This is a genomic window from Thiorhodococcus minor, assembly GCF_010820565.1.
GTDB lineage: Bacteria > Pseudomonadota > Gammaproteobacteria > Chromatiales > Chromatiaceae > Thiorhodococcus > Thiorhodococcus minor.
The window spans coordinates 63,919-87,954 of the sequence record NZ_JAAIJQ010000013.1; the positions used below are offsets into that span (position 1 = coordinate 63,919).

Consider the following 24,036-nt stretch of genomic DNA (forward strand, 5'->3'; position numbering starts at 1 on the left):
CGCGCAGCCTGGCGAAAGCCGCCCCGCTCAGTGCACGGTGCAGACCATGCAAGGATCGAAGGAGCGCACGATGTGCTGGACGGCGACGGGCGTGCGCTCGCCATCGCGCGCCTCGGCTCCGACGAGGGCCTGCTCCAGAGGACCCGGAGCCCCATGCTGGTCGCGCGGGGAGAAGTTCCAGGTCGTGGGCGCCACGATCTGGTAATTCAGGATCCGCCCGTTGCGCACCCGCAGCCAATGCCCGAGACTGCCGCGCGCAGCCTCGACCAATCCGGCACCCTCGCACTCCTCCGGCAGGGGGCTCGCCGCGCAGAAGGGCTCACCTGGCTCCAGGGCCCGCGCCCAGGTCTCCATCGCCATCAGGATGCGCGCGGACTCGATCAGGCGCGCGATCACCCGGCTGGCGACATTGCCCCCAGTCCGCCCAACAAGGTCGCGAATCAGCGGCTGACCATCGACGACTTGACGGGCAAGGGCCCCCACCTCGACGACCTGGCCGTCTAGCCGGGGCGCCTTGCACCACGTATAAGCCCCTGGCTTCTCAGCGACCGGGAGGGTATTGCCCGCGCTCGGGTGCTGCGGCCGTGAGCCACCGAGCACGAAGGCGTGCGACAGATCCTCCGCGATCGCCTCCACGTCCAGTGCCCCCAGGTCGCCGTCGCGCCAGAGTCCGGACGCGAACAGGGGGCGGCCTGCGCGCGGATAGTTTCCGTAGCTCATGAAGCGGTCGACCGCGCACCCGAGCCGATCGAGCCGAAGGTCGCGCACCAGCCGCAGGAAGCCACGAAGATCCCCCTCCCCTCGCGGAGCCGCCTCGCTCCAGGCCTCTAGGGCCGCGACCCCGTCGAGCGCGACCATGGCCTCGAGGGCATCGCCGAAGAGACGTGTTTCGAGAAAACGCCGAAAACCCGCCAGGATCATGGTGAGCCGAATGCGCTCCTGCGCCTGGACCGCGCGCGTCGAGCCGCCCGGCTGGAGACTCAGGCTATGCGGCCACTTGCCGGCGAGCAGCCCCATGAGGTGCAAGAGCTGCGCGCGCGCCTGGAGAAGCTCACCCGCCGCGCTTCCCGACCCCGCGCGAAAGCGCGCGGCAACGGCCTCGTACCAGGGCTCGTCGGCATAGACGGGCCGGGCGAAGTCGGGCATGAAGAAGAGATAGAAGTGCGTGAGATGGTCGGCCAGATTCTCGCAAGCGAGCATGAGATTGGTCGCAAGCTCGCCATTGGGCGGCGCCTGGATGCCTTGCGCCTGGCGAAGCGCATGGGCCGCGGCCACCGATTGCGACACAGAGCAGATCCCACAGATCCGCGGCACGATCACCAGGCTATCGAAGGGATCCTTGCCGAGCATGATCTGCTCGAAGCCGCGATAGAGCGGAGAGACCACCCAGGCCTCGCTCACCCGACCGTCCTCGACCTCGATGCGGACCTCGAGATCACCCTCCACCCGATTGAAGGGGCCGACGACAAGACGACTCATGGCCAGCCTAGACTCGGCACCGAGCTGAAGCGGCCGCCTCTCGGCCTCCCCTGAGCGGACGAGCCCGAACAGCGAATCGACGACAGCACCGAAGACAGCGCCGCGGCGAGCACAAAGGGCCAAGAAAGAAGACGCATCAAGCTGAAGCGAGCTGCCGCATCGGAAAGAGCGCGAAGCCCATAAGGGATTTCAAATCGTTGCAAAGCCGATCGTCCTCATCAAGCGGATGAAAGCCATGTATCGGTCAAGCGCTTGTTTCCCTTTGCGTGCTTTGCGCCTTTGCGGCTCAAGTCATGCCTGCAGGACAAACGCACGCCTCGCGCCGCTAGCGCCGATAGGGGTTGCGCACAGAAGGCGACACCACGAGATGGTCTGCCTCGGCATTGCGCCGCAAACGCTCAGGCGTCGCCGCCTTCGAGAGCGAGGCCAGCGCGACGAACCATGCCTTGGGCATGTCGGTCGGCAGCCCGACCGGGATCCCCGCGATCGCGGGTGTCTCCAGAAAGGCATGCCCGGGCTCCTCGAACTCTGGCGCCGTGCAGTTGATACAGGCATAGCCGCCGCGGGTACAGGAGCCCTCGCCGTTCCACAGCCGCAGGTTGCAATCCGCGTGCGCCTGGGTACCCAGACAGCCGAGATGCTCCATGAGACAGCCCAGGTCAGAGGGCCGGATGGCGCTCGCCTTGTATTCGTAGAACTCGTTGCGCGGGCAGCCATGATGGACCAGATGGTCGTAGAACATCCGGGGGCGCTGATAGGGGTCCAAGTCGGTCTCGGCGACACTGTCCAGCGCCAGGGCGGCAAGCGTCTCGCAGACCCAATTCGGATGCGTCGGGCAGCCCGCCACATTGACCACCGGCAGCCCTGAGCGAGCACGATAATCGCCGCCGAGCAGACCGCCGCGATGGGCACCCTCGAACTGCAGCCCACAGGCATCGGTCGGATTCGGACCGCCCGCGGTCACGCCGCCGAAGGCGGCGCAGCTCCCAGCGGCCACCACGAGCCGAGCCCGCTCAGCCAGAGCCTGCACCCAATCCGTCATGGCGCGATCCGTCCCCGCCAGCATGTGGAAGCGTCCGGTTCCCTCTGGCCCCCGAAGCAGCGCACCCTCGACGCAGAGGATGTCTAACGGCATAGCCCCGGACTCCAGGGCCGCAAGCAGATCGATCACCTCGCCACCACTCGCCTCGCTGAGGGACGGGTGCCAAAGCAGCTCGAGGCCCGCGGCTGCCAGGGCATCCGGCAGCGCGGGCGCCTCGGCGCAGAGCAGCGACATGGAGCAGCCGCCGCAGCCCCCGGACTGCAGCCACAAAATCGAAGCCGGCGCGCTCATGCGGGCAGCTCCATCACGAGACGGGCGCCACCCTCTGCGCGGTTTTCCGCCATCAGACGGCCGCCGTGGTCCGCCACGATCCCATAGCTAATGGATAGACCCAGCCCGGTTCCCTGGCCGACCGGCTTGGTCGTGAAGAAGGGATCGAAGATCTTCAGCAGGTCGGATTCCGAGATTCCCGGACCATTGTCCTCGACACTCAGACGCACGACTGGCGCCCCATCAGGATCGGCACCAACAGCGGAGCCCTCTGCTCGCTCCAGCGCCTGGAGGCTGACATGCACACGGGGTCCCTCGACTCCCTTGATGGCGTCCAGCGCGTTCTGTACCAAATTCATCACTACCTGGTGGATCTGGCCGGCGTGGCCGCGAATTTCAAGCCGCTCCGGGAGCCGGGTCTCGACCTGGGCGCCCGGATGGCTGCCCTTGGTCACCCAGCGCACCGCCGTTTCGACCACGTGGACCAGATCGAAATTCGTGTGCTCGCCCTTCTGGCCACTCGAAAAGCGCCGCAGGTCCTGGACGACGTCCCGCACGCGCTCGGCCCCCTCCAGCGTCCCGCGAATCAAGGGGTCCAAGTCGTCGAGCAGACGCTCGATCCTCAGCTCTGCCTTCAACGCCTGCAGGGATTCCGGCGGGTCCGAGGCATCCACGGCGTCGCAGTAGGTCCGCAGACGCTTGCGGTAGCGCTCCAGCGCATGCACGTTGCCATAGACGAAGCTGATGGGATTGTTCAGCTCGTGCGCGACCCCAGCCACCAAGCGGCCCAGGGATGCCATCTTCTCGGCGCCGATGAGCTGACTCTGGGCCTGCTTGAGCTCGTCGTGCGCGCGGTTCAGGGCCTCGTAGGCGCGGCGCAGCTCACCGACCGGCCGGCCGATCAGGACCATCCCCACCAGGCGCCCTCGGGAGTCGTAGCGCGACGAGCAGTTCACCGCGAGCGGGACGTCCTCCTGCTGGGCGCGCAGCGTCAGCTCGCAATCATGGACCGCGTCGTTGCGGATGGTCTCGGCGAAACCGCTGGCCAGCTCCAGGCACTCGGCGGTGAGCAAGGATTGGAAGGGACGACCGATCAGCCCCTCCTCCGGGATCCCTGTCAGCGACTCCAAGGCCGCATTGACCTCCTCGATCCGACCATTGATGTCGCAGACGATGAGGACATCCGTCATGGAGGCGAGCACGCTGAAGATGAACTGGTGCGCCGCCTCCAGGGCCGCGTTCTTCTGCTCCAGCTCGACCTGGTAGCGCACCAGGTCGGCATAGGTCTCATCCATCTTGCGGATGACCTCGATCCAGAGGTCATCCTGACGTCCTGCCCCCTCGGCGGATCCAAGTGCGTCCGGTGTCGGTCGCGTCTCGACGGAGTCGGTGTCTGTGCGAGGCTTTGCCATTGAGCGAGCTGCGGTTGATCGCGCGCGATGCGCACCGACGAAGGCCGATTACCAGCCGATCTCTACAGCCGCCGACTCAGGGAGTCAGGGGAAAGGGCTGGCTATCCGCGCCGCCAGGTCGTCCCGGATGCGCCGTCCTCCAGAATGATCCCAGCCTGGGTCAACTGGTCTCTGACGCGGTCGGCCTCGGCCCAATTCTTGGCGGCGCGCGCCGCCCTGCGCTGCTCGATGAGGGCATCGATCTCGGCGTCCGAGAGTCCATCCGAGGTGGACTCGCCGCGCAGAAAAACCTCCGGATCGGACTGCAAAATCCCCAGGACACCGCCCAGCCCGCGCAGCTCCGCGCCGAGGGCCGCCGCGCGCGCGCCATCTTCGTCACGCACCCGGTTGATCTCCCGCACCAGGTCGAAGAGGACAGACAGCGCCACGGGCGTATTGAAGTCGTCATCCATGGCTGCGCTGAAGCGCTCGCGGAAGGACGCGCCGCCCGCCGGCTCGGCCGCCGGAAGTCCGCGCAGCGCCGTGTAGATGCGCGTCAGCGCACCGCGCGCGCCTTGCAGGTGCTCGTCGTCGTAATTGAGCGGACTCCGGTAGTGGCTGGTCAGGATGAAGTAGCGCACTTCCTCCGGCCGATAGCGCTGCAGGATCTCGCGCACGGTGAAGAAGTTGCCCAGCGATTTGGACATCTTCTCCTCGTTCACCCGGACGAATCCGTTGTGCATCCAGACGTTGACGAAGGGCTCGCCAGTCGCGCCCTCGGATTGCGCGATCTCGTTCTCATGATGCGGGAACTGCAGGTCCGCACCGCCGCCGTGGATGTCGAAATGGCTGCCGAGGGCACAGGTGCTCATGGCGGAGCACTCGATGTGCCAGCCTGGGCGCCCGCGTCCCCAGGGCGAATCCCAGGCGGGCTCATCCGGCTTGGCGGCCTTCCACAGCGCGAAGTCGAGCGGGTCGCGCTTGGCCTCGCCGATCTCGACGCGCGCGCCGGCGCGCAGATCCTGCGGGTGCTTGCCGGAGAGCTTGCCGTAGTCTGGAAACTGGCTCACGGCGAAGTAGACGTCGCCATTGTCCGCGACATAGGCCAGACCACGCCCGATGAGGGCCTGCACCATGCCGAGGATCTCGCCCATGTGCCCGGTCGCCCGAGGCTCGTCCGTCGGCGGCAGGACGCCGAGCGCCTCGGCGTCCTGGTGCATGGCGGCGATGAAGCGCTCGGTCAGCGCGGCGACGGGCTCGGCGTTCTCATTGGCGCGCCGGATAATCTTGTCGTCGATGTCCGTGATGTTGCGGATGTAGGTCACGTCGTAACCGATCGCCCGCAAGTAACGGTACACCACGTCGAAGACGACCATGACGCGCGCATGCCCCAGGTGGCAATAATCGTACACCGTCATCCCGCAGACGTACATCCGAGCCTTTCCGGGCTCGATCGGTGTGAAGGGCTCCTTGCGACGGGTCAGGCTATTGTAGATCTGAAGCATCTGGGCGATTCGACTCATGAAATGAACTGCGGTTGAGCCTCACATCTTAGCAAAGCGCGCTCTCCGCCGGTGACGGCGCCTTTCCGTGCCTGGCAAAAGTCCTTACCATGTGACGACTTGGAATCGACACGAGACGAGGTGCCCCCGATCGGCGCCACTCAATGCTTTGGAGCCATTGCATGATCAAACTGACGACCAACCACGGCGATATCCTTATCGAGCTCGACCCCGAGAAGGCCCCGGCCACCTGCGCCAACTTCGAGCAGTACGTCCGTGACGGCCACTATGACGGCACGCTCTTCCACCGCGTCATCAACGGCTTCATGATCCAGGGCGGCGGCATGACGCCCGACTTCAACGCCAAGCCGACCCGCGCCCCGATCGAGAACGAGGCCAAGAACGGCCTCAAGAACGTCACCGGCTCGCTCGCCATGGCCCGCACCATGGCCCCGCACTCGGCCACGTCGCAGTTCTTCATCAATGTCGCGAACAACGACTTCCTCGACTACCCGAGTCAGGACGGCTGGGGCTATTGCGTGTTCGGCAAGGTCACCGAAGGCATGGAGACCGTGGAGGCCATCAAGGGCGTCAGCACCGGCAGCAAGAACGGCCACCAGGACGTCCCGATGGAAGACGTCATCATCGAGAAGGCCGAGATCGTCGATTGAGCCCGCTCGCCCTCCCCTGAGCACGCCGAGCGGGGCCGCGGCCCCGCTCGGCGTGCCGTATCCATCCAGCACCCCTCGGCCCAGCCGCCCACCGCATCTGTGGCATTCTCACCGCACGACACCAGACTCACCGCTCTACTCCAGACTTACCGCGGCACATAGAAGGGGTTGCCGACATAGCTCAGCACGGCCCCTTCCTTCAGGATCTGCTCCACACGCAAGCCTTCCCGCGTCTCCTCGCCTTCAAGGTATTTCATGCCGTTGATCACGACGAAACGCTTGCCTAGATCGTCGTCATAGACGTGCACGGTCATGAGGTAGGCAGGAACCATGGCGCGCTGCTGAGCGGTCAAGCGCAACCGCGTCGGGTCACCCGTGATCTTGGCGCGCTTGCGCGCGGATTCAGGCGGCGGAATGCCCTTCTCGCGCCGCAGCTGCTGCTTGAAGGACTCGATATCCTGCACGAGATCCGGAGGGATGAGGCTCCGCTCTGGCCGCTGCCCCAGCCCCTCGTCCATCGGCGCGCGCATCCCGCTGAGGGCATCTTGCTCGGCCTGCAGCTGACGCAGAAGGGCTTCCTCGGTTGCGGGGTCGAGCGGACCTTCGGTCGGGCGCGCATAGGTGCCAACCAAGCCCCCCTCTTCGACCGCATCGCGCGGCTTCGGAGCCACAGGAGCGGGCCGAGCCGCACGCTTGGGTGGCGGCGCTTGGATCAGGACCTGCACCTGCTGCTCGGCGCCAGGCTTGGGCGCGATCGGCGCGCGCGGAGCCTCCGGCGGCATTGCCGTGGGGACCGAGATCGGAGCCGGACTCATGCCCTGCGCCGCCTCGGCCGCCGGCCGGCCATCCTCGGCAGGGGCTTCGACCGGATTGCCACCGCGAAAGGCGGCGTAGAGCGCGATCAGCACAGCCAAGGCGGCAAGCCCGACAGCTAGAAAGACCCAGTAGTTGTGGGGGACGGGCTGCTTGTCTTCGACGAAAATCCCGCTCGCATCCAGCGTCGGAATCTGACCAAGCTCGCGCTCCTGCTGCGATTTCTTGAGCGCCTCGAGGATATAGCTCATGGCCCGCCCTCAGAGACCACCGACGCGGCGAGGTCGCCCGGCGCCAGACTCGGCACGCCTTCCAGAGAAACGGCATGCTCCAGGGCGACAAAGGTCCGCGGACCCGCGATCCCATCAGGCATGAGCCCTTTCGACGCTTGAAAGGCGCGCAAGGCACTCTCCAAGGCGGCGTCGAAAATGGCAGAATCACTCTTGAGCACGCCCAGGTTCGGCACCTTCGCCAACTGATCTCGCAGCCAGCGCACGTCGTCGCTGGAGGAGCCCGCAGCGAGGAAATCCGAGCCGCCAGGCGGCAGCTTCCACACCAGCAGATAGTTGCCGGTCCACGCCGATTCCAAATCGGCAACCGCGACCCGCTCGGCGCCTCCAGGCGCCTCCAGCGTCGCCTCGGTCACCCCGAGCTCGACCAAAGGCACATAGGCGAGCGCGCCGCCTGCCGCGCGGACCTCGAGCAGCGCCGGCAGGTCGAAGAATCTGACATGGCTCAAGCGCCCCTCCTCCTGCGCGCAAGTCAGACCGAAGGTGAGTATCCGCTCGCAGGGATCTCCGACGCCAAGCGTGTCCAGATCCAGCCCCCAACGCCTGAGCAGCAAGATCATCGCCTCGGTCTTGGGTCTCGCCAAGTCCTCGGCCGAGAGGGATGCGGACGACTCCACCGAAGTCACGGATTCCACCGGCTCAGGCTCGCCGGTGCCGACGGCCGGCGAGGGAGCCCCAAGGACGCCAGGCTGCGGCACTTCTACCCCATCGGTCGGAGTCACGGACGCTGGGCGCACCTCATCCTGGCCTTGCGCCAGACCCACAGCCGGAGCGCCCTCCCCCGCGACCTCCGGCGCACCAGAGACCTCTTCAGGGACATCGAGCGCGGCGCCACTCGACTCGGCCATTTCACGCGACTCTCCCGCATCCTCCTCGACCAAGCTGGCGATCAGCCGCCCCGGATCGAGTCCGAGACGCGCATTGGCCGCAAGCGCGAGCGCTACAGCGACCCCGCAGGACGCCAAGCCGATCAGCGCCAACTGAAACGGAGACCGCGCCTTCTCGTCGACCGGATCGCCGCGCACCTCGCGCGCCGCCGCGGACACGATCGCCGGCGTGACCTGAGAGCCACGCGTGACGCAAGTACCCAAGAGGGCACGATCGCAGAGGATGTTGACCAATCGGGGCACACCGCCGGAGAACTTGTAGATTCGGCGAACGGCGCGCGCCGAGAACAAGGGGCGATCCACGCCCGCGACGGCGATGCGATGGCGAATATAGTCGCCGGTCTCCTTCAAGGTGAAGGGGGTCAGGTGGAAACGCGCCGTGATGCGCTGATTGAGCTGCCGCAGACGATCACGCTCTAGCATCCGCCGCAGCTCAGGCTGGCCGATCAGAAAGATCTGCAACAGCTTGTGCTTGGTTGTCTCCAGGTTGGTCAGCAGCCGGATCTGCTCCATCGCCTGAGGCAGGAGATTCTGCGCCTCGTCGATGATGAGCACCGGCCTGCGTCCCTTGGCATAGGCTTCCAGCAGATACTCGTTGAGGCGGTCGACGAGCATCTTGTTGGAGAGCTTTCCCTTGGGCAGGGGGATGCGAAACTCCTCGCACACATTGGTCAGGAGCTCGTTCGCGGACTGCGCCGGGTTGAGGATGAGCGCGACCTCGACGCCCTCCGGAAGCTGCTCCAGAAAGGCACGACAGACGGTCGTCTTGCCGGTGCCGACCTCTCCCGTCAGGAGCACGAAACCGCCGCTCTCTCCCGCGCCATAGAGGAGGTGAGCAAGGGCCTCCTTGTGCTGAGCACTGAGAAAGAGGTATTGCGGATCAGGGGCAATCGAGAAACTGGGCTCTTTGAGCCCAAAGTATTTCGGATACACGCTGGCTGCTCGGTGCGGCGATCACCGCGGCCTGCCCGGAAGCTCCTGCTCGGGCGGCCTAGGCTCGGCAATAAGTTCGACGATGGAAGCTACGCCCGATGAGGCCGGGGGCTCGATCTGCGTCACTTGGCAGGACGGAGCTGCCTCACTCTTCTCGAGCACGACCATAACTCGAGCACGACCATTCTCGAGCACGAGCATGTGCCGAAAATGGAGCAATCGCGAAACCCGACCTCCTCGCTCGCCCCCCTCCCGGAAATCGAGCATCACGATCCAAATGCGGGATACCGGCTCGGGTGCGCGAAGAGCGCGAGACTAGTTCAGCCAGGAATCGAGCGTCAAGCAAGCGCGCACGACCCATGACAGGCAGCCCGCACGCATGCTGAGCCCTGGGTCCGGCGAAATCGGACGCATGCCGCGTGACGGGTCCGCAGGCTGCCGAGCCAGGGCCCAGGGCTCTAGGCGTCGGGCAGAAAAAAGCCGACGCGTCGTATGACGTCGCCGGCTGATGATGGTGGGCCGTGTAGGATTCGAACCTACGACCAATGGATTAAGAGTCCAGCACCCGCCAGCATACTTCTTAAAAATCAACACGTTAGACCGCCACCCCAGCTACTAAAGTGTCTGTTTGTGCCAGGAAGTGACGTCCGCCGACTCACGTCCTGCACACTGATTTGCACACCGCCCATTAGTCGCGCTGCTTTCGCGGCTTAGCGAGACGACCGACGCTAGCCAATCTCTCGACATGACGGAAAGCATGCAGCAGCAGCAGGTACCCTTCCTTGTCTGGCTGGAAGGTCATCTGGATGGATTTCAGCACGCCCCATTCAGCATTGCTGATCTCAAGGACGCCGCACATCGGCTCGTCCTCGGCGAGCGCCCGCAGACCGGCGGCCACGAGGGGGTCGTTCAGCACGGCCATTCGCTGATCGGCGGCGCAGTCTACGCCATGCTCGCTGACACCATCAAGCAGCCAGGCCACCGTCGTGTCCGCTGCCTTCGCCAGCTTGCGCAAGACTTCCGGCGAGGGCTCCCGATCACCGACCTCGATCTGGCCATAGTACGGCTGCGAGATACCCGCCAGCTTCGCAAGCGCCGCCTGGGATAGATTCAAGCCCTTGCGGGCGGCCCGAAGCCGATTGCCGAGTTCGCTGCTCATATCGGTCATTATTGCACAAGGCAATCACCTTGCCGGAAATGATAGCTGATAGCTAGTATTAGTTCACAGAAGCAATAGCGGAGACTTTGACGATGCCCGCAGAATCGACACTCCACAAACTCCATTGTGCCCTGAAGGCCGCTCGACTTCGCGCGGGACTCACGCAAGCGCAGATGGCCAAAAAGATGCGCCTCTCCCAGGGCTACCTCTCCCAAATCGAGTCAGGTGCGCGCGTCCCAAGCCTGCGCGTCCTGCAACTGGCCGCTCAGACCACGGGAGCCAAGCTCTCAGAACTCCTCGACGCCGCTTAGGCCGGAGGCGCGCATGGACCACGACGCGATCCGCTGGGCATGGCAGCAATGCCCCTCACCCATGGCGAAGCTCCTCCTCTTGGCGCTGGCGTTCGCCTCGGAGGAGGCCGAAACACCCGGCATCTGCCAGGTCGGGATCAAGCAGCTCGGCCCTATGACTGGGCTCTCGCGCAGCACCGTCTTTCGGGCGCTGGCCGAACTCGAAGCCGCCCGCCTCATCCGCCGCGACCGACAAGGCCACCATCACGACGCAACGATCTACCAGCTCGCGCTGAACTACTGGACGCCGCAAGCCGCCGCAGCGGCCATTGATCGGAGGCTGACCCATGAGCTTTGAAGCGATGCGCTGGGCGCTCTATCGGCCTGGGCTCACGCTCAAGGCCAAGGTGGTCCTGATCGCGTTGGCGGATTGCTGCAAGGACCGGGGTAGTGGCAATACCTGTTGGCCAGGTGCAGAGCATCTGATGAGCGTCACGGGGCTTTCACACAGCAGCGTTTCCCGCGCCATTAAGGAGCTGGCCAGCACAAAGCCGCCGACGATCTTATGTGACTACACCTTGGGAAAGACGACACGCTACACCCTTCCGGTCGATGATGCGGAGGTCAAAACGCACACGAAAAGCGCACGAATGAGCGAGGATGAACCGCACCAACTTGGTGCGGATGCGTGCCTATCGGATGCTGACCATGGTCAGGCTGACCAGGGTAGTATGGTCAATCTGACTAGGGGGTATGGTCAGGCTGACCAGGGTGGGTATAGTCAGGCTGACCAGGGGTATAGTCAGCCTGACTACCGAACCAGTAAAGAACCAGTAAATAACCCCCTAGGGGGAAGAGAGAGAGAGTCTTCTTCCCGCGCGCGTGAGATTTCCGAGTCCGCAAGTAAGACTCTCTCTCAGACCCCCGAGGGGGAGTGTTCACACGATCAGGCCGTGCACATCGACGCGGTGACGCTCGACTGGCAAGAGATCGCCCGAGCGCTTCGACCCGACATCGCAGCAAAGCCAACCTGGGAGAAATTCCGGGTCTACCACCAGAGCCAAACCCTCACCGCCGAGGAGTGGGACGCACGGTGGCGCCTGTGGATTTTGCGCGAGCGAAATAATTGCCAATCGAGTGCTATACTTGCTTACAGCAATAATCCAGCACCCGGACGCTTGACCGCCATGCTCGGCGGTCAGGCCATCGACGCCACCCGCTACGAGGTCATTGAGCAATGAACACCAGCGACGCCCACGCGTTCGAGACCGAACTCCTCGGTCTGCTGGAGCTCTACGGCAAGCCCGCGCCGACCGACGCCGCCCTGGCGTTGTGGTGGCGCACCCTGGAGCCGTTCCCGTGGTCCGTGGTCAGCCGCGCGCTGAGCCTGCATGCAGCCGAGTGCCAGTTCGCACCCACGCCGGCCGATCTGGTCGGACGCATCCGCGCCCTGGATGGACGGCCCGCGCCCGAGGAGGCGTGGTCGATCGCGGTCGAGGCGACGGACGAGGCCGCGACGGTGGTCTGGACGGGCGAGATGGCCGAAGCCTGGGGCGTAGCTCAGCCGATCCTGGAGGCGGGCGACAAGGTGGGCGCCCGCCAAGCCTTCGTCGCGACTTATGCGCGTCTGGTGGCCGATGCGCGCCGGACACTGGTCCCGGCCGCCTGGCGAGCAAGTCTGGGGCACGACCCCGAGCGGCGCACCGAGGCGTTGACCCGCGCGGTCGAGCAGGGCCGGCTGCCGCATCAGCACGCCGCCGCGCTCCTGCCACCGCCCAAGCCGAATGGCGAGATCGCCGCCGTTGCGGGATTACTCGCTGGCAACGTCCATCGGCTTCCTGACTTGCAGGCTCGCAACGCGCGCCGGTTCGTCGCGACAGTGCGCGCGGCACTGGCGGGCCAAGAGCCGCCCCGGAGCGAGGAGGCGTCCGAGAGCGCCTGAGCGCATCTCAGCGTGCCCACGTTAATTGCTCACAGATGCGAATACATTCTTCCCGCAATCACCCTGGAGAGCCGTACAGCGCCGCTGAGGAGCATTTCCAGAACGAGGCTCAAGCGAGATGAGGGCAACGACAGCGACCGAGCAGAGCACCTACACCGCCGGCTCGATCCGCATCCTGAGCGAGCTGGATGCCTCCGAGCGGTTCGCCTTTGCGCGAGCGGCCGAGCTGGCGACGCTCTACCCCGAGTGGCCCCAGGCCTTCATCGCGCGGATGGTCGAAGCGTGTCACCTGTCCGGCTGGCCAGTGGAGCTGGCCGAACAGCGCTACCTCGCCGGGGATGCCTCGGTATTGCCGACCCGGGAGTTTCACGCCTGCTACGCGGAGTTGCAGCGGGAGGCGCGCCCATGAGCGACGCCTGGCGCGGGGTCTTCCAGCTCGCCGCCGACACGCACTCAGGGGCAGTGGGACCGCTGGCCGCAACGCCCGAGTGTGCCTCGCCCGAGGGCTACCGCGCCCTGCTCCGCCGGCGCTACCGCAACTGCCCCGACGTGCGGCAGCAACTCGCCGTCCTGGCCCGGCACCTGGCCGGTGGGTCCGCGCGCGCACCGCTGCCGATCACCGGACCTTACGCGGACGAGGCGCGCGAGATCCTGAACGCCATCTACAACCAGCCCCAGGAGGGCCAGCCATGAGCCGCCGTGCCTTTCGCCTGACGCCGGTCGAGCCGCGGGAGCGAGACATCCAGGACGCGATCCTGCGCTACCTCGCCGTCGACCGGCGAGTGGCCTGGGCCAAGCGCTTCAACACCGGGGCGCATGTCGTTGAGGGACGCGACAAGCAGGGCAAGCCGAAGCGGCTCGCCTCCTCGAAGCTGCCGAGAGTCCACGCCGCAAGCAGCGCTATCCCTGGCTGCATGATTTCATTCGCCTGGGGTTGAACTCGGGATTGCGCCCGGGGGAAATGCTGTGGCTGGAGTGGCGGCGGGTCGACCTTCAAGGTGGGTGCATCACCTTCGAGGCCGCCCGCCCAGGAGCACCAAAGACGGGACAGAAGAACGGCAAGCCGGGGCGCGTACCGCTGAACCAGGAAGCTCGAGAAGCGATCCTAGCACGCGCGCGCTTCAGGGCGGAATATTGCCCTGCGTCGCCGTGGGTTTTTTGCCGGAAGGATGGCAGCCGGATTGAAAGCGTGAAGAAGGGGTTTGCCGCGTGTGTAGCAGACGCCGAACTGAGCGAAGTGCATCCTCACGACTTGAGGCGCACGTTCGGGTCTTGGCTTGTTCAAGCAGGAGTCGGCATCGAGCGGGTTTCTGGATTGCTCCGGCATGGAGATGTCGCAATCACGGCCCGCGTCTATGCGCATCTTCGACCCGACGATTTAGCCTCGGCAGCCGCGATTCTCGACCGCCCGAAGCAGCCTCAACCGCCGGTGCACTTGCACACTGATTTGCACACTAACCCGAAAAGCCAGGGAGCAGAAAAGAAAAAGCCGGCGTTAACCGGCTGATTCTATTCTTCATATTTGGTGGGCCGTGTAGGATTCGAACCTACGACCAATGGATTAAGAGTCCACTGCTCTACCAGCTGAGCTAACGGCCCTGTAAGCTGAGGCGACTGGCTAGCGACTGCACTGCCAGCTGCCGATAAAATTGGGGTGGACGATGGGGCTCGAACCCACGACCACTGGAACCACAATCCAGCGCTCTACCAACTGAGCTACGTCCACCATAGAACCAAACAAATTGGCATCCTGCTGCCATTTTACCGTAACTTGCCAAGTCCTGGTAAGCAACGGATTGCCTCGCTTTTGGCACGCCCGGCAGGACTCGAACCTGCGACCCACGGCTTAGAAGGCCGTTGCTCTATCCAGCTGAGCTACGGGCGCTTAACTGGGCGCAGTCGCGGCGCGGCTCGCGCCCGCGGAGGCTGCCTGGTTGGCGTGTTTGGTCGGGGTAGAGGGATTCGAACCCCCGACATCCTGCTCCCAAAGCAGGCGCGCTACCAGACTGCGCTATACCCCGGCTTCGGATGATCCATGCATTGCCACCTGCTTTGAGAGTGGCCCGGAACCGAAGACCGCGAAGTTTACGGAGGGAGCCGTAGCACGTCAAGACCGATCTGCGCACGCCGCGCGAAGGCGGGGGCGTCGCAATCAGGGCACCCCGAGCATTCCGTCGACCGCGACGAGTCGCTATCATACTGTTCTTTATGGGACATGCAGGTTAGCTATGAGCGCAGCAATACTCGACGGCAAGGCCATCGCGGCGAAGATTCGGGCCGACATCAAGACATGCGTGGAGCATCTCGTCGCGAACGGCGGCAAGGCGCCCGGGCTTGCCGTGGTGCTAGTGGGCGAGAATCCCGCCTCTCAGGTCTATGTGCGAAACAAGCGCAAGGCATGCGCGGAGGTCGGCTTCTACTCAGAGCTGCACGAGCTTGCCGCGACGACCTCGCAGGACGAGCTCGAGGCCCTGATCGACCGACTCAATGCCGACCCCAAGATCGACGGCATCCTCGTCCAGCTCCCCTTGCCGCAGCAGCTCGACGAGACGGCGATCACCGAGCGCATCCTCCCCACCAAGGATGTCGATGGCTTCCATCCGTATAACGTCGGCCGCCTAGTGCAGCGCATCCCCTTGCTGCGCCCCTGCACCCCCAAGGGCATCATGACCATGCTGGAGCACACGGGACACTCGCTGGAAGGACTCGACGCCGTGGTCATCGGCCAATCCAACATCGTCGGGCGCCCCATGGCAATGGAGCTGCTCGCATCCAAGTGTACGGTCACCATCTGCCATAGCCGCACCAAGGACCTTGCCGACAAGGCCCGGGGCGCCGATATCCTGGTCGCTGCTGTGGGGCGTCCGGCATTCGTGCCAGGAGACTGGGTCAAGGAAGGCGCTATCGTTATTGATGTCGGCATCAATCGCGGCGCCGACGGCAAGCTCATCGGCGACGTCGATTTCACCTCCTGCCGCGAGCGCGCCTCCTGGATCACGCCAGTCCCCGGCGGCGTCGGCCCCATGACCATCGCAACACTGCTGCAGAACACCTTGCAGGCAGCGGATCTACACGCAGCCGCATAGAAGGCCAAGCCGTATCGGCCGCGGTCGGGCTCCGCGCCGAGCCCATCGAGCTGCGCCCGGAGACATCGAGGGCGTTGACAACCAGCACCGCCGCCGCTCCGCGCAGAGCTGCAGGGGGACAGAGGCATGATCGAGCAGGCGTTGACCTGGACCGAGCATCACGAAGATGTCCTGCTGTGGATCGGCGGCGTCTCGCTGCTGATCTGCATCCTGTCCGTCTTGGCACTCCCCTTTCTCGCGGCACTCATCCCCGAGAACTACTTCGCTGATCCCGCGCGCCACCGCCCACCCCTGCGCCGCCGCCATCCCGCGGTCTACATCGCGATCAGAGCGGCGAAGAACGCGCTTGGCTGGCTGCTCGTCATCGCAGGGATCCTCATGCTCGTGCTCCCCGGGCAAGGCCTGCTGACGATCCTGATGGGACTCGTGCTCAGCGACTTCCCAGGCAAATTCGCGCTGGAGCGCAGGCTTGCCAGCAGCGCGAAGATCATGGGGGGCATCAATTGGCTGCGCCGCCGCGCCGGCCGGCCACCCCTGCAAGCACCGGCGGCAACACTGGATTGATCGCGCCCCGACGAGATCGAGCACCAATGCGCGAGGAGATCCCGAGCCCTATGACCGGCGCGGCAGCCTTCGAGCGCTACGTCGGAATCGACTATTCGGGGGCCGAGACCCCAACCTCCAGCCTCAAGGGTCTGCGCGTCTACGTGGCGCAACAGGGCATCGCGCCAAGCGAGCTCCCTCCACCGCCCAGCCCCAGGAAGTATTGGACGCGACGAGGAATCGCCGAATGGCTGCTCGAGCTACTTGCCGAGCCCGCTCCAACCCTGGTCGGTATCGACCACGCCTTCTCTTTTCCGATCAGGTATTTCGAGACCCATCACCTCGAGCCCGACTGGTCGAGCTTTCTCAAAGACTTTCGCACGCACTGGCCAACGGATGGCGACAACATCGACGTCGACTGCGTCCGCGATGGCTTCGCCGGCGACGGCGCGGCCCGGATGGGCAGTGCAAAATGGCGCCGCGTCACGGAAACCCTCTGCAAGGCGAAATCCGTCTTCCACTTCGACGTACCAGGCTCGGTCGCAAAGTCCACCCATGCAGGCTTACCTTGGCTGCTGCTACTCAGGGAGCAACTCGGAAGCCAGCTGCACTTCTGGCCCTTCGATGGCTGGGCGATTCCGCGCGGCCACTCGGCGATCGCCGAGGTCTACCCCTCACTCTGGAGCAAGGCCTTGCCAAGGGAAGATCGGACGCCCGACCAGCACGACGCCTATGCCGTGACGGCCATGCTGGAGCGACTGGATCGCAGCGGCGACATCGCGAAGCTATGGGAGCCTGCACTCACGCCACAGGAGCGGGCAGTCGCGCAGGTCGAGGGGTGGATTCTCGGCGTGATGCCGACGACGGGCGGCAGCCGATAGAGAGGTCGCCCTAATGCTGCCGTGGAAGACTGAGCTTGAATGGCGGAGAGGGTGGGATTCGAACCCACGATAGGCTATTAACCTATACACACTTTCCAGGCGTGCTCCTTAAGCCACTCGGACACCTCTCCGGAGAATGACGTCGCCGGGCGCTTTGGCCGTTCGAAACGGGGGCGCGCGACCTTCCCTGTCGTTCAAGAGCGCGGAAAGATACATGAGATCCGCCCCGGTTTCAAATCCGACATCGCCCACGCGCCCGCCGCATAATAGCGCGACTCCAGCAGCAGCCATATTCGAGCCCAGCCGTGCCCGCACGCCAGCAAGTCTCTCCACCCCAAATTGCCGATCAGGTCGACCGCCACCGCCTTTACGAGCTCGCGGTCCAGAGCCCGAGCGCCGAGGTAGACTTAGTCGACCGCACATTTAGGATGCTGCGCGGCCGCAGCGCGCGACTGCTGCGTGAGGATTTCTGCGGGACAGGGGCGGTTTGCTGCGAATGGGTCCGGCGACGCCGCACGAATCGCGCCTGGGGACTGGACCTGGACGCCGAGGTGCTCGACTGGGGCCTTCAGCACAATGTCGCCGCGCTCGACGAGGCCGCCCGCGCGCGCGTCGCGCTTCGGCAGGCCGACGTGCTCGAGCCCCAAGCGCAGCCAGTGGACATGGTGCTCGCCATGAATTTCAGCTACTGGCTGCTGCGGCGCCGCTCAGCCATCCTGAGCTACTTTCGGCGTGTCCGGGAGTCGCTGCGCGAGGACGGCGTGCTCTTCCTCGACGCCTACGGCGGCTACGACGCCTTTCGGGTCTTGAGCGAGGAGCGGCGCGTCAGCGATCCGGACGGGCGCGACTTCACTTACGTGTGGGACCAAACCGCCTATGACCCGATCTCCGGCCGACTGCAGTGCGACATCCATTTCCGCTTCGATGACGGCTCGGGCCTGGAGCGCGCCTTCAGCTACGACTGGCGGCTTTGGACGCTGCCCGAGATCCGCGAGCTGCTCGCGGAGGCCGGGTTTGCCAGGACGCTCGTCTACTGGCAGGGCTGGGACGAGGACGACGAGCCGGACGGCAACTTCTTGCCGGTCGAGACCGGCGAGCCGGACGCCGGTTGGATCGCCTATCTCTCCGCCGAGAAATGAGCCAGCCCCGGCCACTCAGCGGATCGGGGTGAAGAACAGCACACGGGGCGCGCGCCCATGCCGCTCCGCCCGAGCTATTCGGCCGGATAGGGCGTGCGCGCGTAGAGTCTGCTGAGCACTCGCAAGCGCTCGGCGGATGCGTCGCTCAGCATCTCGTCGCGATAGCGCCAGATCCAGTTGCCTTCCTCTGTGCCTGGACGATTCATACAGGCCTCGGCGCCGAGACCGAGCACATCCTGCAATGGAAATAGCGCCATGACCGCCGTCGAGCGCAGCGCGGCACGAATGAATTCCCAGTGGATCTCACTGCCGTCGTCGCTGCCGAGATAGGCGCTGATGTTGCGCCGCAGGGCGTCCTGCCGGGCTTGCCACCAGCCCAGGGAGGTGTTGTTGTCGTGCGTCCCCGTATAGACCGCGAGACGCCGACGGTGATTGTGCGGCAGAAAGGACGAGGCGCCGTAACCGTCTTCGAGGTCCTCGAATCCGAACTGCAGGATGGCCATGCCGGGCAGACCGAGGGCATCGCGCAGAGCCTCCACGTCCTCCGTGATGACGCCGAGGTCCTCGGCGATCAGCGGCAGGTCTTCGCCGAGCGCATCGCGCAGCGCCTGGAATAGCGCCATGCCCGGACCCCGCACCCAGTGGCCGTTGATCGCCGTCTCTTCGCTGGCGGGGATCTCCCAGTAAGCGGCAAATCCACGGAAATGGTCGATGCGGACCAGATCCACCAGCTCGAGGATCCTGCGCAGACGCTCGACCCAGAAGGCGTAGCCATCTTCGGCGACCTTGGTCCAGTCATAGAGCGGATTCCCCCAGCGCTGTCCCGTGCTGCTGAAGTAATCCGGCGGCACGCCGGCGATGACACGCGGGCAACCCTGCTCGTCGAGCTGGAACCACTCCGGGTGCGTCCAAACCTCGCTCGAATCATGGGCGACGAAGATGGGCATGTCGCCGACCAGCCGCACGCCGCGCGCTCGCGCATAGGCGCGCAGCTCCGACCACTGACGCGCGAACACATACTGGATGAAGCGCTGGAGCTGCAGCTCATTGGCATAGCGCGCGGCCCAGTCTGCGAGCGCACCCGGGTCGCGGCGCGCGAGCTCGGGCTCCCAGTCGGTCCAGGGGCGCAGCTCATGGTGCGTCTTGAGCGCGTGGTAGAGGGCGTAATCGTCCAGCCAGGCGCGATGCGTCTCGCAAAAGCCGGCGAGCGCATCGCGGTCGGCCTGCGTCGCACGCGCCTCGAATCCCGCCATGGCCCGTTCGAGCAGCGCGTATTTCCAAGGCCCAACGGCCCCGAAATCGACGTGGCCGGACGGAAATTCCGGCCGTTCCAGATCGGCCTCTTGAATCCACCCCCACTCGAGCAGCAGGTCCGGACTGATCAGCAGGGGATTCGCGGCGAGGGAAGACGTGCACTGATAGGGGGAGTCCCGGTATCCCGTCGGACCCAGGGGCAGCATCTGCCACAGACCTTGACCGGCGGCGGCCAGAAAGTCGACGAAACGGCGCGCCGAAGGCCCAAGGTCCCCGACGCCGTGGGGACCAGGCAAGGAGGTCGGGTGAAGCAGGATGCCGCTCGAGCGGTGCATGGCAGAATCGACCTCCGATCAAGACTTGGGGGTTGGGGGAGTCGGGAGTCTACCCAAAGCGCCACGGAAAAATCTCATCGAGTTACCGTATCGCAACGCATGCTCCGAATATCGGACACTCGAACACAGCCGCGGCGAGCAGGTTATGCTTGTATCCAGGGGCGCAATCGTCCGAGTCCTTGGCTCGACCACGCGTCACTCTCGGCGCCTGGCCGCCATGCACTGGGACCTGCCGTGGAGCGCCCCGCGATTCGGGTCGACGTCCGAGCGATTTCGGCCTGATAATCAGGAGCTGTTCTCATTGAAGATGTGCTCCGGCCAGCGACTTTCCACGCTGTACGGCTGGTGGCAGGCTACCTGGACTGAACGTGAAGCAATGAAATCGAAGAGTGATCCGGGATCGGTCGCGAGCATCCGCGAGAAGGCGCGGCTGCTTCTGCGTGATCGGGCCATCGAGAGCATCGTCGAGGAGCTGCATCGCGGGGAGATCCAGCTCGTCGACATCATGGAGGAGCTCTATCTCTACCACCGCGAGATAAAGCTGCAGCAAGAGGCGCTGCGCGCGTCGCAGATCTTCAGCGACCAGGCGCTGGCGCGCTTCGCCCAGCTCTTCCACAATCTTCCGGTACCCGCCCTGGCGCTCGCAACAGATGGCACCCTCAAGGACCACAACAAGGCCGCCAAGGATGCCCTGGCGCTCGACTGCCGACTCTTCCCCCAGCTCGCGACGCGCGAGGACGCCACCAAGCTCGGCGCCGCGCTGCAAGAAGCGCGTGCCCGCGGCCATGCGGCGCGCTCGGAGATTCGGCTGCGCAGCGCGCGCTACGAAACCCTGATCGCCGATGTCCGCCTGCTGCAGCTACCGGCCCTGGAGAGCGATGAGCCCGAGATCATCTGCACCTTCGTCGACCAGACCGACCGCATCAAGCAGCGCAAGGCCTTGGTCGCAACCGCCGAGGTGGTCGACGCCAGCACCACGGTGGCGGTGCGCTGGGAGGCCAAGCCCGGCTGGCCCCTGGTCTATGCCTCGGAGAACGTGCGCCATTGGGGATTCCCGGCTCAGGCGTTCGCGTCCGGCTACGTCCACCTGATCGACCTGGTACACCCGGACGATCGGGATCGCGTCGAGCGCTGCTTTGCCGCCGCGATCGACAAGCAGCAGCCGCACTTCACACTCACCTGCCGCCTCATCCGGGCCGACAACAAGGTCCGCTGGGTCGAGCTGGAGGCCAGCACCAAGCGCATCCCCGGCATCTCGGGTCCCTGCTACCAGGGCCTCATCCGCGACGTCACCGAGCGCGAGCAAGCGCAAGCGGCGTTGCGCCAGCAATTGCGATTCAAGGAGCTGATCTCTGAGATCTCCTCCCTGTTCGCGAACAGCCTGCGCGAAGAGCTCGACAGCAAGCTCACAGAGGCGCTCGCGCGCATCGGGCGCTTCGCGAGCGTCGACCGCTGCTACCTGCAGCAGTGCAGTGGCGACGCCCCTGGGCTGCGCCCAACCCACAGCTGGTGGAGCAGTCGCAGCGGCAAGGATTCGGAGCGGCGCCGACACATCGATGCGAGCGCCCTCGACCTCTGGCTGCCGCGGGTGGCTCAGGAGCCCTACATCAGCATCCCGGACGTCATGAAGCTGCCGCCCGAGCAGGATGCCCTGCGCTCGGAGCTGACCGGACAGCTGATCCGCTCACGCCTGCTCCTTCCGGTGCGCAGCGCGGGCCAACTGCTCGGCGTGCTCGGTCTGGATTCGATGCTCAAGGCGCGCGCCTGGTCGGAAGAAGAGATCCGGCTCCTGCGCCTCGTCAGCGAGACCATCGCCAGCATGCTGGTGCGTCAGCGCATCGAGGTCGAGCGCCGAGCCAGTGAAATGCGCTACCAGCATCTCAGCGCCTCGATGAGCGATGTCGCCTATTCGAGCCTCAAGCGCGCTGGCGGACGCTATCAGATCGACTGGATCACCGACTCGGCGGAGGCCCTGACCGGCTATGCCGCCGACGAGCTGGTCGCGCGCGGCGGCTGGAGCGCGCTCGTCCTCCTCGATGATCGCCAGACCTTTATGCAACGCGCGCTGGACATCGAGCCCGGCGCCAAGACCAGCTGCGAGCTTCGACTGCGTCACCGCGACGGCTCCACGCGCTGGGTCAGGGCCACCACCGAGTGCCAGGAAGACCCGGATCATCAGGGCGCAAGGCGGCTCTATGGCGGGCTCATCGACATCACAGAGCGCAAGACCCGCGAGACAGAGCTTCAGCGCCTCGCGCTGCTGGTCGAGCAGAGCCCCAGCATCGTCGTGATGACGGACCTGAGTGGGCGCATCGAGTACGTCAACGCCAGATTCAGCCAGGTCACCGGCTATGCAGCCGAGGAGATTCGGGGCAGTCAGATCCAGCAACTGACCGCCGAAGAGGATCATCCGTCACCAACCTGGCTAACGCTCTGGCAGACGCTGAGGAGCGGGGAGACCTGGCGCGGAGAGATCGCGAGCCGCACCAAGTCCGGCCAGCGGCTGTGGGAGCAAGCCCTGGTCACGCCACTGCGCGACGAGCAAGGCGTCATTTCACACCTCGTCAAACTGGGCGAGGACATCAGCGACAAGAAGGCCCTGACCGAGCGCCTCACCTACCTGATCCACTACGATCCCCTGACAGGGCTTCCCAATCGCGCGCTGATGCGGGAGCGGATCGACCGCGCGCTCGCGCGCGCGAAGCACGACGGGCATGGCGTCGCCCTACTCTCCATCGATCTCGACAAGCTCAAGCTGATCAACGACTCGCTTGGCCACAGCGCGGGAGACGAGCTGCTCCGCGAGGTCGCGCAGCGCCTCCAGGGGCTGCTCGGCGGCGAAGACGCCCTCGGGCGTTTCGGCGGGGACAATTTCGTCCTCCTGGTCAGCCGGCTCGATCAAGCCCAGGATTCCGTCGCCCTGGCGGAGCAAGTGCGCGAGCAGCTCGAGCAGCCGATCAAGCTCGCGGACGATCTGGCGCGGATTACCGGAAGCATCGGCATCGCACTCTATCCGGAGGATTCGGAGACCGCGGAAGAGCTGATCAGTCACGCCGATGCCGCCCTGCATCAAGCCCAAAGCGACGGCAGACGCCTCTATCGCTTCTACACGCCGGCACTCAACGAGCAGCTGCTCGAGCAGTTCCAGCTCGAGCAGGCGCTGCGCCATGGGCTCGAGCACGACGAGCTGATGCTCTATTACCAGCCGCGGGTCGACATCCGCAGCGGGGAAATTCTGAGTCTGGAGGCCTTGGTGCGCTGGAACCACCCGGAGTGGGGGCTGGTGGAGCCGGCACGCTTCATCCCGATCGCAGAGGCCACGGGCCTGATCCTCGACCTCGGCCCCGTGGTGCTCAGAGCGGCGTGCAAACAGATCAAGGCGTGGCAGGAGGCAGGCGTTCCGATCGTCCCGATCGCGGTCAATCTCTCCGCCAAGGAGCTCTACCAGGATGCGCTCGCGACACGCATCGCCGAGATCATGACGGCGGCGTCAGTCGATCCGCACCAGCTCGAGATCGAGATCACCGAGAGTGCCACCATGCACTCGGTCGCGAAGGCCATCGAGATCCTCACTGCGTTGCGCAGCCTGGGACTCGCACTCTCCATGGACGACTTCGGGACAGGACATGCATCCCTGAGCTACCTAAACCAGCTCCCCATGCAGACGATCAAGATCGACCGATCCTTCCTCACGAAGATCGGCGGCCACACCGAAAAGGGTGCGGATCAGCACGCAACCATCGTCAAGGCGATCATCGGCCTAGGACTGAACCTCGGGCTCAAGATCATCGCAGAAGGCGTGGAGACAGCCTCGCAGCGCGACTTCCTCATCGAGCATGGCTGCGATGTGGGTCAGGGGCATCTCTTCAGCTTGCCGCTGCCCGCCGAGAAGATCGAGCCGCTGCTGAGATCCGGCAGCGTGCCACCAACCCTTCATTAGCGCTCCGCGCAGCCTGTCGCCTGTTGCCTCTGGCGAGCGCCATCTGAATGAGGGGCCCACGGATCCGCAGACGAGCCGCTTATGCTAAGAAGAGCAGTTGAACCGCAAAGGGCGGTAGAGTAGAGGCCAGGGTCGCCCCTGGCCCCCCTCGTCAAACGCAGCATGCAGATTTCCCGCACTGCGCTTTCC

General features: G+C 65.2%; 21 protein-coding genes, 5 tRNA genes and 1 pseudogene. 14 read left to right on the forward strand and 13 right to left on the reverse strand.

Annotated features, from left to right (window positions below):
* Positions 1-27: 27 nt before the first annotated feature.
* The 4 genes from G3446_RS06305 to cysS form a co-directional block, all read right to left on the reverse strand.
* Entirely contained in the window at positions 28-1,479 is a 1,452-nt protein-coding gene (locus tag G3446_RS06305) for a nickel-dependent hydrogenase large subunit (protein ID WP_164451802.1), read from the reverse strand.
* 325 nt (positions 1,480-1,804) lie between these two features.
* Entirely contained in the window at positions 1,805-2,812 is a 1,008-nt protein-coding gene (locus tag G3446_RS06310; RefSeq protein ID WP_164451804.1) for an NADH-quinone oxidoreductase subunit B family protein, read from the reverse strand.
* Positions 2,809-4,203 carry a sensor histidine kinase gene (locus G3446_RS06315; protein ID WP_164451806.1) on the reverse strand — a complete coding sequence of 465 codons (1,395 nt, stop codon included), beginning with the start codon at positions 4,201-4,203 and terminating at the stop codon, positions 2,809-2,811. Before G3446_RS06315 ends, G3446_RS06310 begins: the two co-directional genes overlap by 4 nt.
* 101 nt (positions 4,204-4,304) lie before the next feature.
* A complete protein-coding gene (gene cysS, locus G3446_RS06320) occupies positions 4,305-5,687 on the reverse strand; it encodes a cysteine--tRNA ligase (RefSeq protein ID WP_164451846.1) in 1,383 nt (460 codons plus the stop codon).
* A gap of 179 nt (positions 5,688-5,866) precedes the next feature.
* Here cysS and G3446_RS06325 point away from each other — a divergent pair, with 179 nt between their 5' ends.
* On the forward strand, positions 5,867-6,355 hold the full coding sequence (locus tag G3446_RS06325; RefSeq protein WP_164451808.1) for a peptidylprolyl isomerase: 489 nt from the start codon (positions 5,867-5,869) through the stop codon (positions 6,353-6,355).
* A 146-nt stretch (positions 6,356-6,501) separates the two neighbouring features.
* Here G3446_RS06325 and G3446_RS06330 read toward each other — a convergent pair whose 3' ends face one another.
* The 3 genes from G3446_RS06330 to G3446_RS06340 all read right to left on the reverse strand — a co-directional run bounded on the left by G3446_RS06330 (position 6,502) and on the right by G3446_RS06340 (position 10,446).
* Positions 6,502-7,419: a general secretion pathway protein GspB gene (locus G3446_RS06330; protein ID WP_164451810.1), complete on the reverse strand. Its 918-nt coding sequence runs from the start codon at positions 7,417-7,419 to the stop codon at positions 6,502-6,504.
* Positions 7,416-9,278, reverse strand: coding sequence for an AAA family ATPase (locus tag G3446_RS28925; protein WP_164451812.1), 1,863 nt, complete (start codon positions 9,276-9,278; stop codon positions 7,416-7,418). The genes G3446_RS06330 and G3446_RS28925 overlap by 4 nt, the downstream gene beginning before the upstream one ends.
* Before the next feature lie 688 nt (positions 9,279-9,966).
* On the reverse strand, positions 9,967-10,446 hold the full coding sequence (locus G3446_RS06340; RefSeq protein WP_164451814.1) for a helix-turn-helix domain-containing protein: 480 nt from the start codon (positions 10,444-10,446) through the stop codon (positions 9,967-9,969).
* 83 nt (positions 10,447-10,529) lie between these two features.
* On the opposite strand from G3446_RS06340, the gene G3446_RS29110 reads away from it, so the two are divergent.
* From G3446_RS29110 to G3446_RS06380, 8 genes and pseudogenes are all read left to right on the forward strand, one after another.
* The gene (locus G3446_RS29110) at positions 10,530-10,748 is read left to right on the forward strand and encodes a helix-turn-helix domain-containing protein (RefSeq protein WP_164451816.1); all 219 of its coding nucleotides are present in this window, start codon (positions 10,530-10,532) and stop codon (positions 10,746-10,748) included.
* A 13-nt stretch (positions 10,749-10,761) separates the two neighbouring features.
* Positions 10,762-11,085, forward strand: coding sequence for a helix-turn-helix domain-containing protein (locus G3446_RS06350; RefSeq protein ID WP_164451818.1), 324 nt, complete (start codon positions 10,762-10,764; stop codon positions 11,083-11,085).
* Positions 11,075-11,968 carry a helix-turn-helix domain-containing protein gene (locus G3446_RS06355; protein ID WP_164451820.1) on the forward strand — a complete coding sequence of 298 codons (894 nt, stop codon included), beginning with the start codon at positions 11,075-11,077 and terminating at the stop codon, positions 11,966-11,968. The genes G3446_RS06350 and G3446_RS06355 overlap by 11 nt, the downstream gene beginning before the upstream one ends.
* Positions 11,965-12,669, forward strand: a complete 705-nt coding sequence (locus tag G3446_RS06360; protein ID WP_164451822.1) for a hypothetical protein — start codon at positions 11,965-11,967, stop codon at positions 12,667-12,669. The genes G3446_RS06355 and G3446_RS06360 overlap by 4 nt, the downstream gene beginning before the upstream one ends.
* Before the next feature lie 118 nt (positions 12,670-12,787).
* Positions 12,788-13,078 (forward strand): hypothetical protein, encoded by a 291-nt coding sequence (locus tag G3446_RS06365; RefSeq protein WP_164451824.1) that lies wholly within the window; start codon positions 12,788-12,790, stop codon positions 13,076-13,078.
* Positions 13,075-13,362, forward strand: coding sequence for a hypothetical protein (locus G3446_RS06370; RefSeq protein WP_164451826.1), 288 nt, complete (start codon positions 13,075-13,077; stop codon positions 13,360-13,362). Before G3446_RS06365 ends, G3446_RS06370 begins: the two co-directional genes overlap by 4 nt.
* The gene (locus G3446_RS06375) at positions 13,359-13,607 is read left to right on the forward strand and encodes a hypothetical protein (protein WP_164451828.1); all 249 of its coding nucleotides are present in this window, start codon (positions 13,359-13,361) and stop codon (positions 13,605-13,607) included. Before G3446_RS06370 ends, G3446_RS06375 begins: the two co-directional genes overlap by 4 nt.
* A pseudogene (locus tag G3446_RS06380) lies at positions 13,577-14,176 on the forward strand (site-specific integrase); the annotation flags it as partial. The gene G3446_RS06375 and the pseudogene G3446_RS06380, both read left to right, overlap by 31 nt.
* Positions 14,177-14,192: 16 nt before the next feature.
* Here the strand turns inward: G3446_RS06380 and G3446_RS06385 are convergent.
* From G3446_RS06385 to G3446_RS06400, 4 genes are all read right to left on the reverse strand, one after another.
* Positions 14,193-14,268 (reverse strand) — tRNA-Lys (locus tag G3446_RS06385).
* A gap of 51 nt (positions 14,269-14,319) precedes the next feature.
* Positions 14,320-14,395: transfer RNA gene (locus G3446_RS06390), tRNA-His, on the reverse strand.
* An 82-nt stretch (positions 14,396-14,477) separates the two neighbouring features.
* Positions 14,478-14,554 (reverse strand) — tRNA-Arg (locus G3446_RS06395).
* 59 nt (positions 14,555-14,613) lie between these two features.
* Positions 14,614-14,690: transfer RNA gene (locus G3446_RS06400), tRNA-Pro, on the reverse strand.
* 207 nt (positions 14,691-14,897) lie between these two features.
* Here G3446_RS06400 and folD point away from each other — a divergent pair.
* The 3 genes from folD to G3446_RS06415 all read left to right on the forward strand — a co-directional run bounded on the left by folD (position 14,898) and on the right by G3446_RS06415 (position 17,179).
* Positions 14,898-15,755 carry a bifunctional methylenetetrahydrofolate dehydrogenase/methenyltetrahydrofolate cyclohydrolase FolD gene (folD, locus tag G3446_RS06405; protein WP_164451830.1) on the forward strand — a complete coding sequence of 286 codons (858 nt, stop codon included), beginning with the start codon at positions 14,898-14,900 and terminating at the stop codon, positions 15,753-15,755.
* A 126-nt stretch (positions 15,756-15,881) separates the two neighbouring features.
* The gene (locus tag G3446_RS06410) at positions 15,882-16,319 is read left to right on the forward strand and encodes a PGPGW domain-containing protein (RefSeq protein ID WP_164451832.1); all 438 of its coding nucleotides are present in this window, start codon (positions 15,882-15,884) and stop codon (positions 16,317-16,319) included.
* A gap of 26 nt (positions 16,320-16,345) precedes the next feature.
* Positions 16,346-17,179 carry a hypothetical protein gene (locus G3446_RS06415; protein WP_245232343.1) on the forward strand — a complete coding sequence of 278 codons (834 nt, stop codon included), beginning with the start codon at positions 16,346-16,348 and terminating at the stop codon, positions 17,177-17,179.
* A gap of 40 nt (positions 17,180-17,219) precedes the next feature.
* On the opposite strand, the gene G3446_RS06420 is transcribed toward G3446_RS06415, so the two are convergent.
* A tRNA-Ser gene (locus G3446_RS06420) sits at positions 17,220-17,310 on the reverse strand.
* A gap of 174 nt (positions 17,311-17,484) precedes the next feature.
* Here G3446_RS06420 and G3446_RS06425 point away from each other — a divergent pair.
* Positions 17,485-18,318, forward strand: coding sequence for a class I SAM-dependent methyltransferase (locus G3446_RS06425; protein ID WP_342450054.1), 834 nt, complete (start codon positions 17,485-17,487; stop codon positions 18,316-18,318).
* 74 nt (positions 18,319-18,392) lie between these two features.
* Here G3446_RS06425 and malQ read toward each other — a convergent pair whose 3' ends face one another.
* Complete coding sequence (malQ, locus tag G3446_RS06430) at positions 18,393-19,907, reverse strand: 4-alpha-glucanotransferase (RefSeq protein WP_164451834.1); 1,515 nt, start codon at positions 19,905-19,907, stop codon at positions 18,393-18,395.
* A gap of 376 nt (positions 19,908-20,283) precedes the next feature.
* On the opposite strand from malQ, the gene G3446_RS06435 reads away from it, so the two are divergent.
* Positions 20,284-23,847 (forward strand): EAL domain-containing protein, encoded by a 3,564-nt coding sequence (locus G3446_RS06435; RefSeq protein ID WP_164451836.1) that lies wholly within the window; start codon positions 20,284-20,286, stop codon positions 23,845-23,847.
* Positions 23,848-24,036 lie beyond the last annotated feature (189 nt).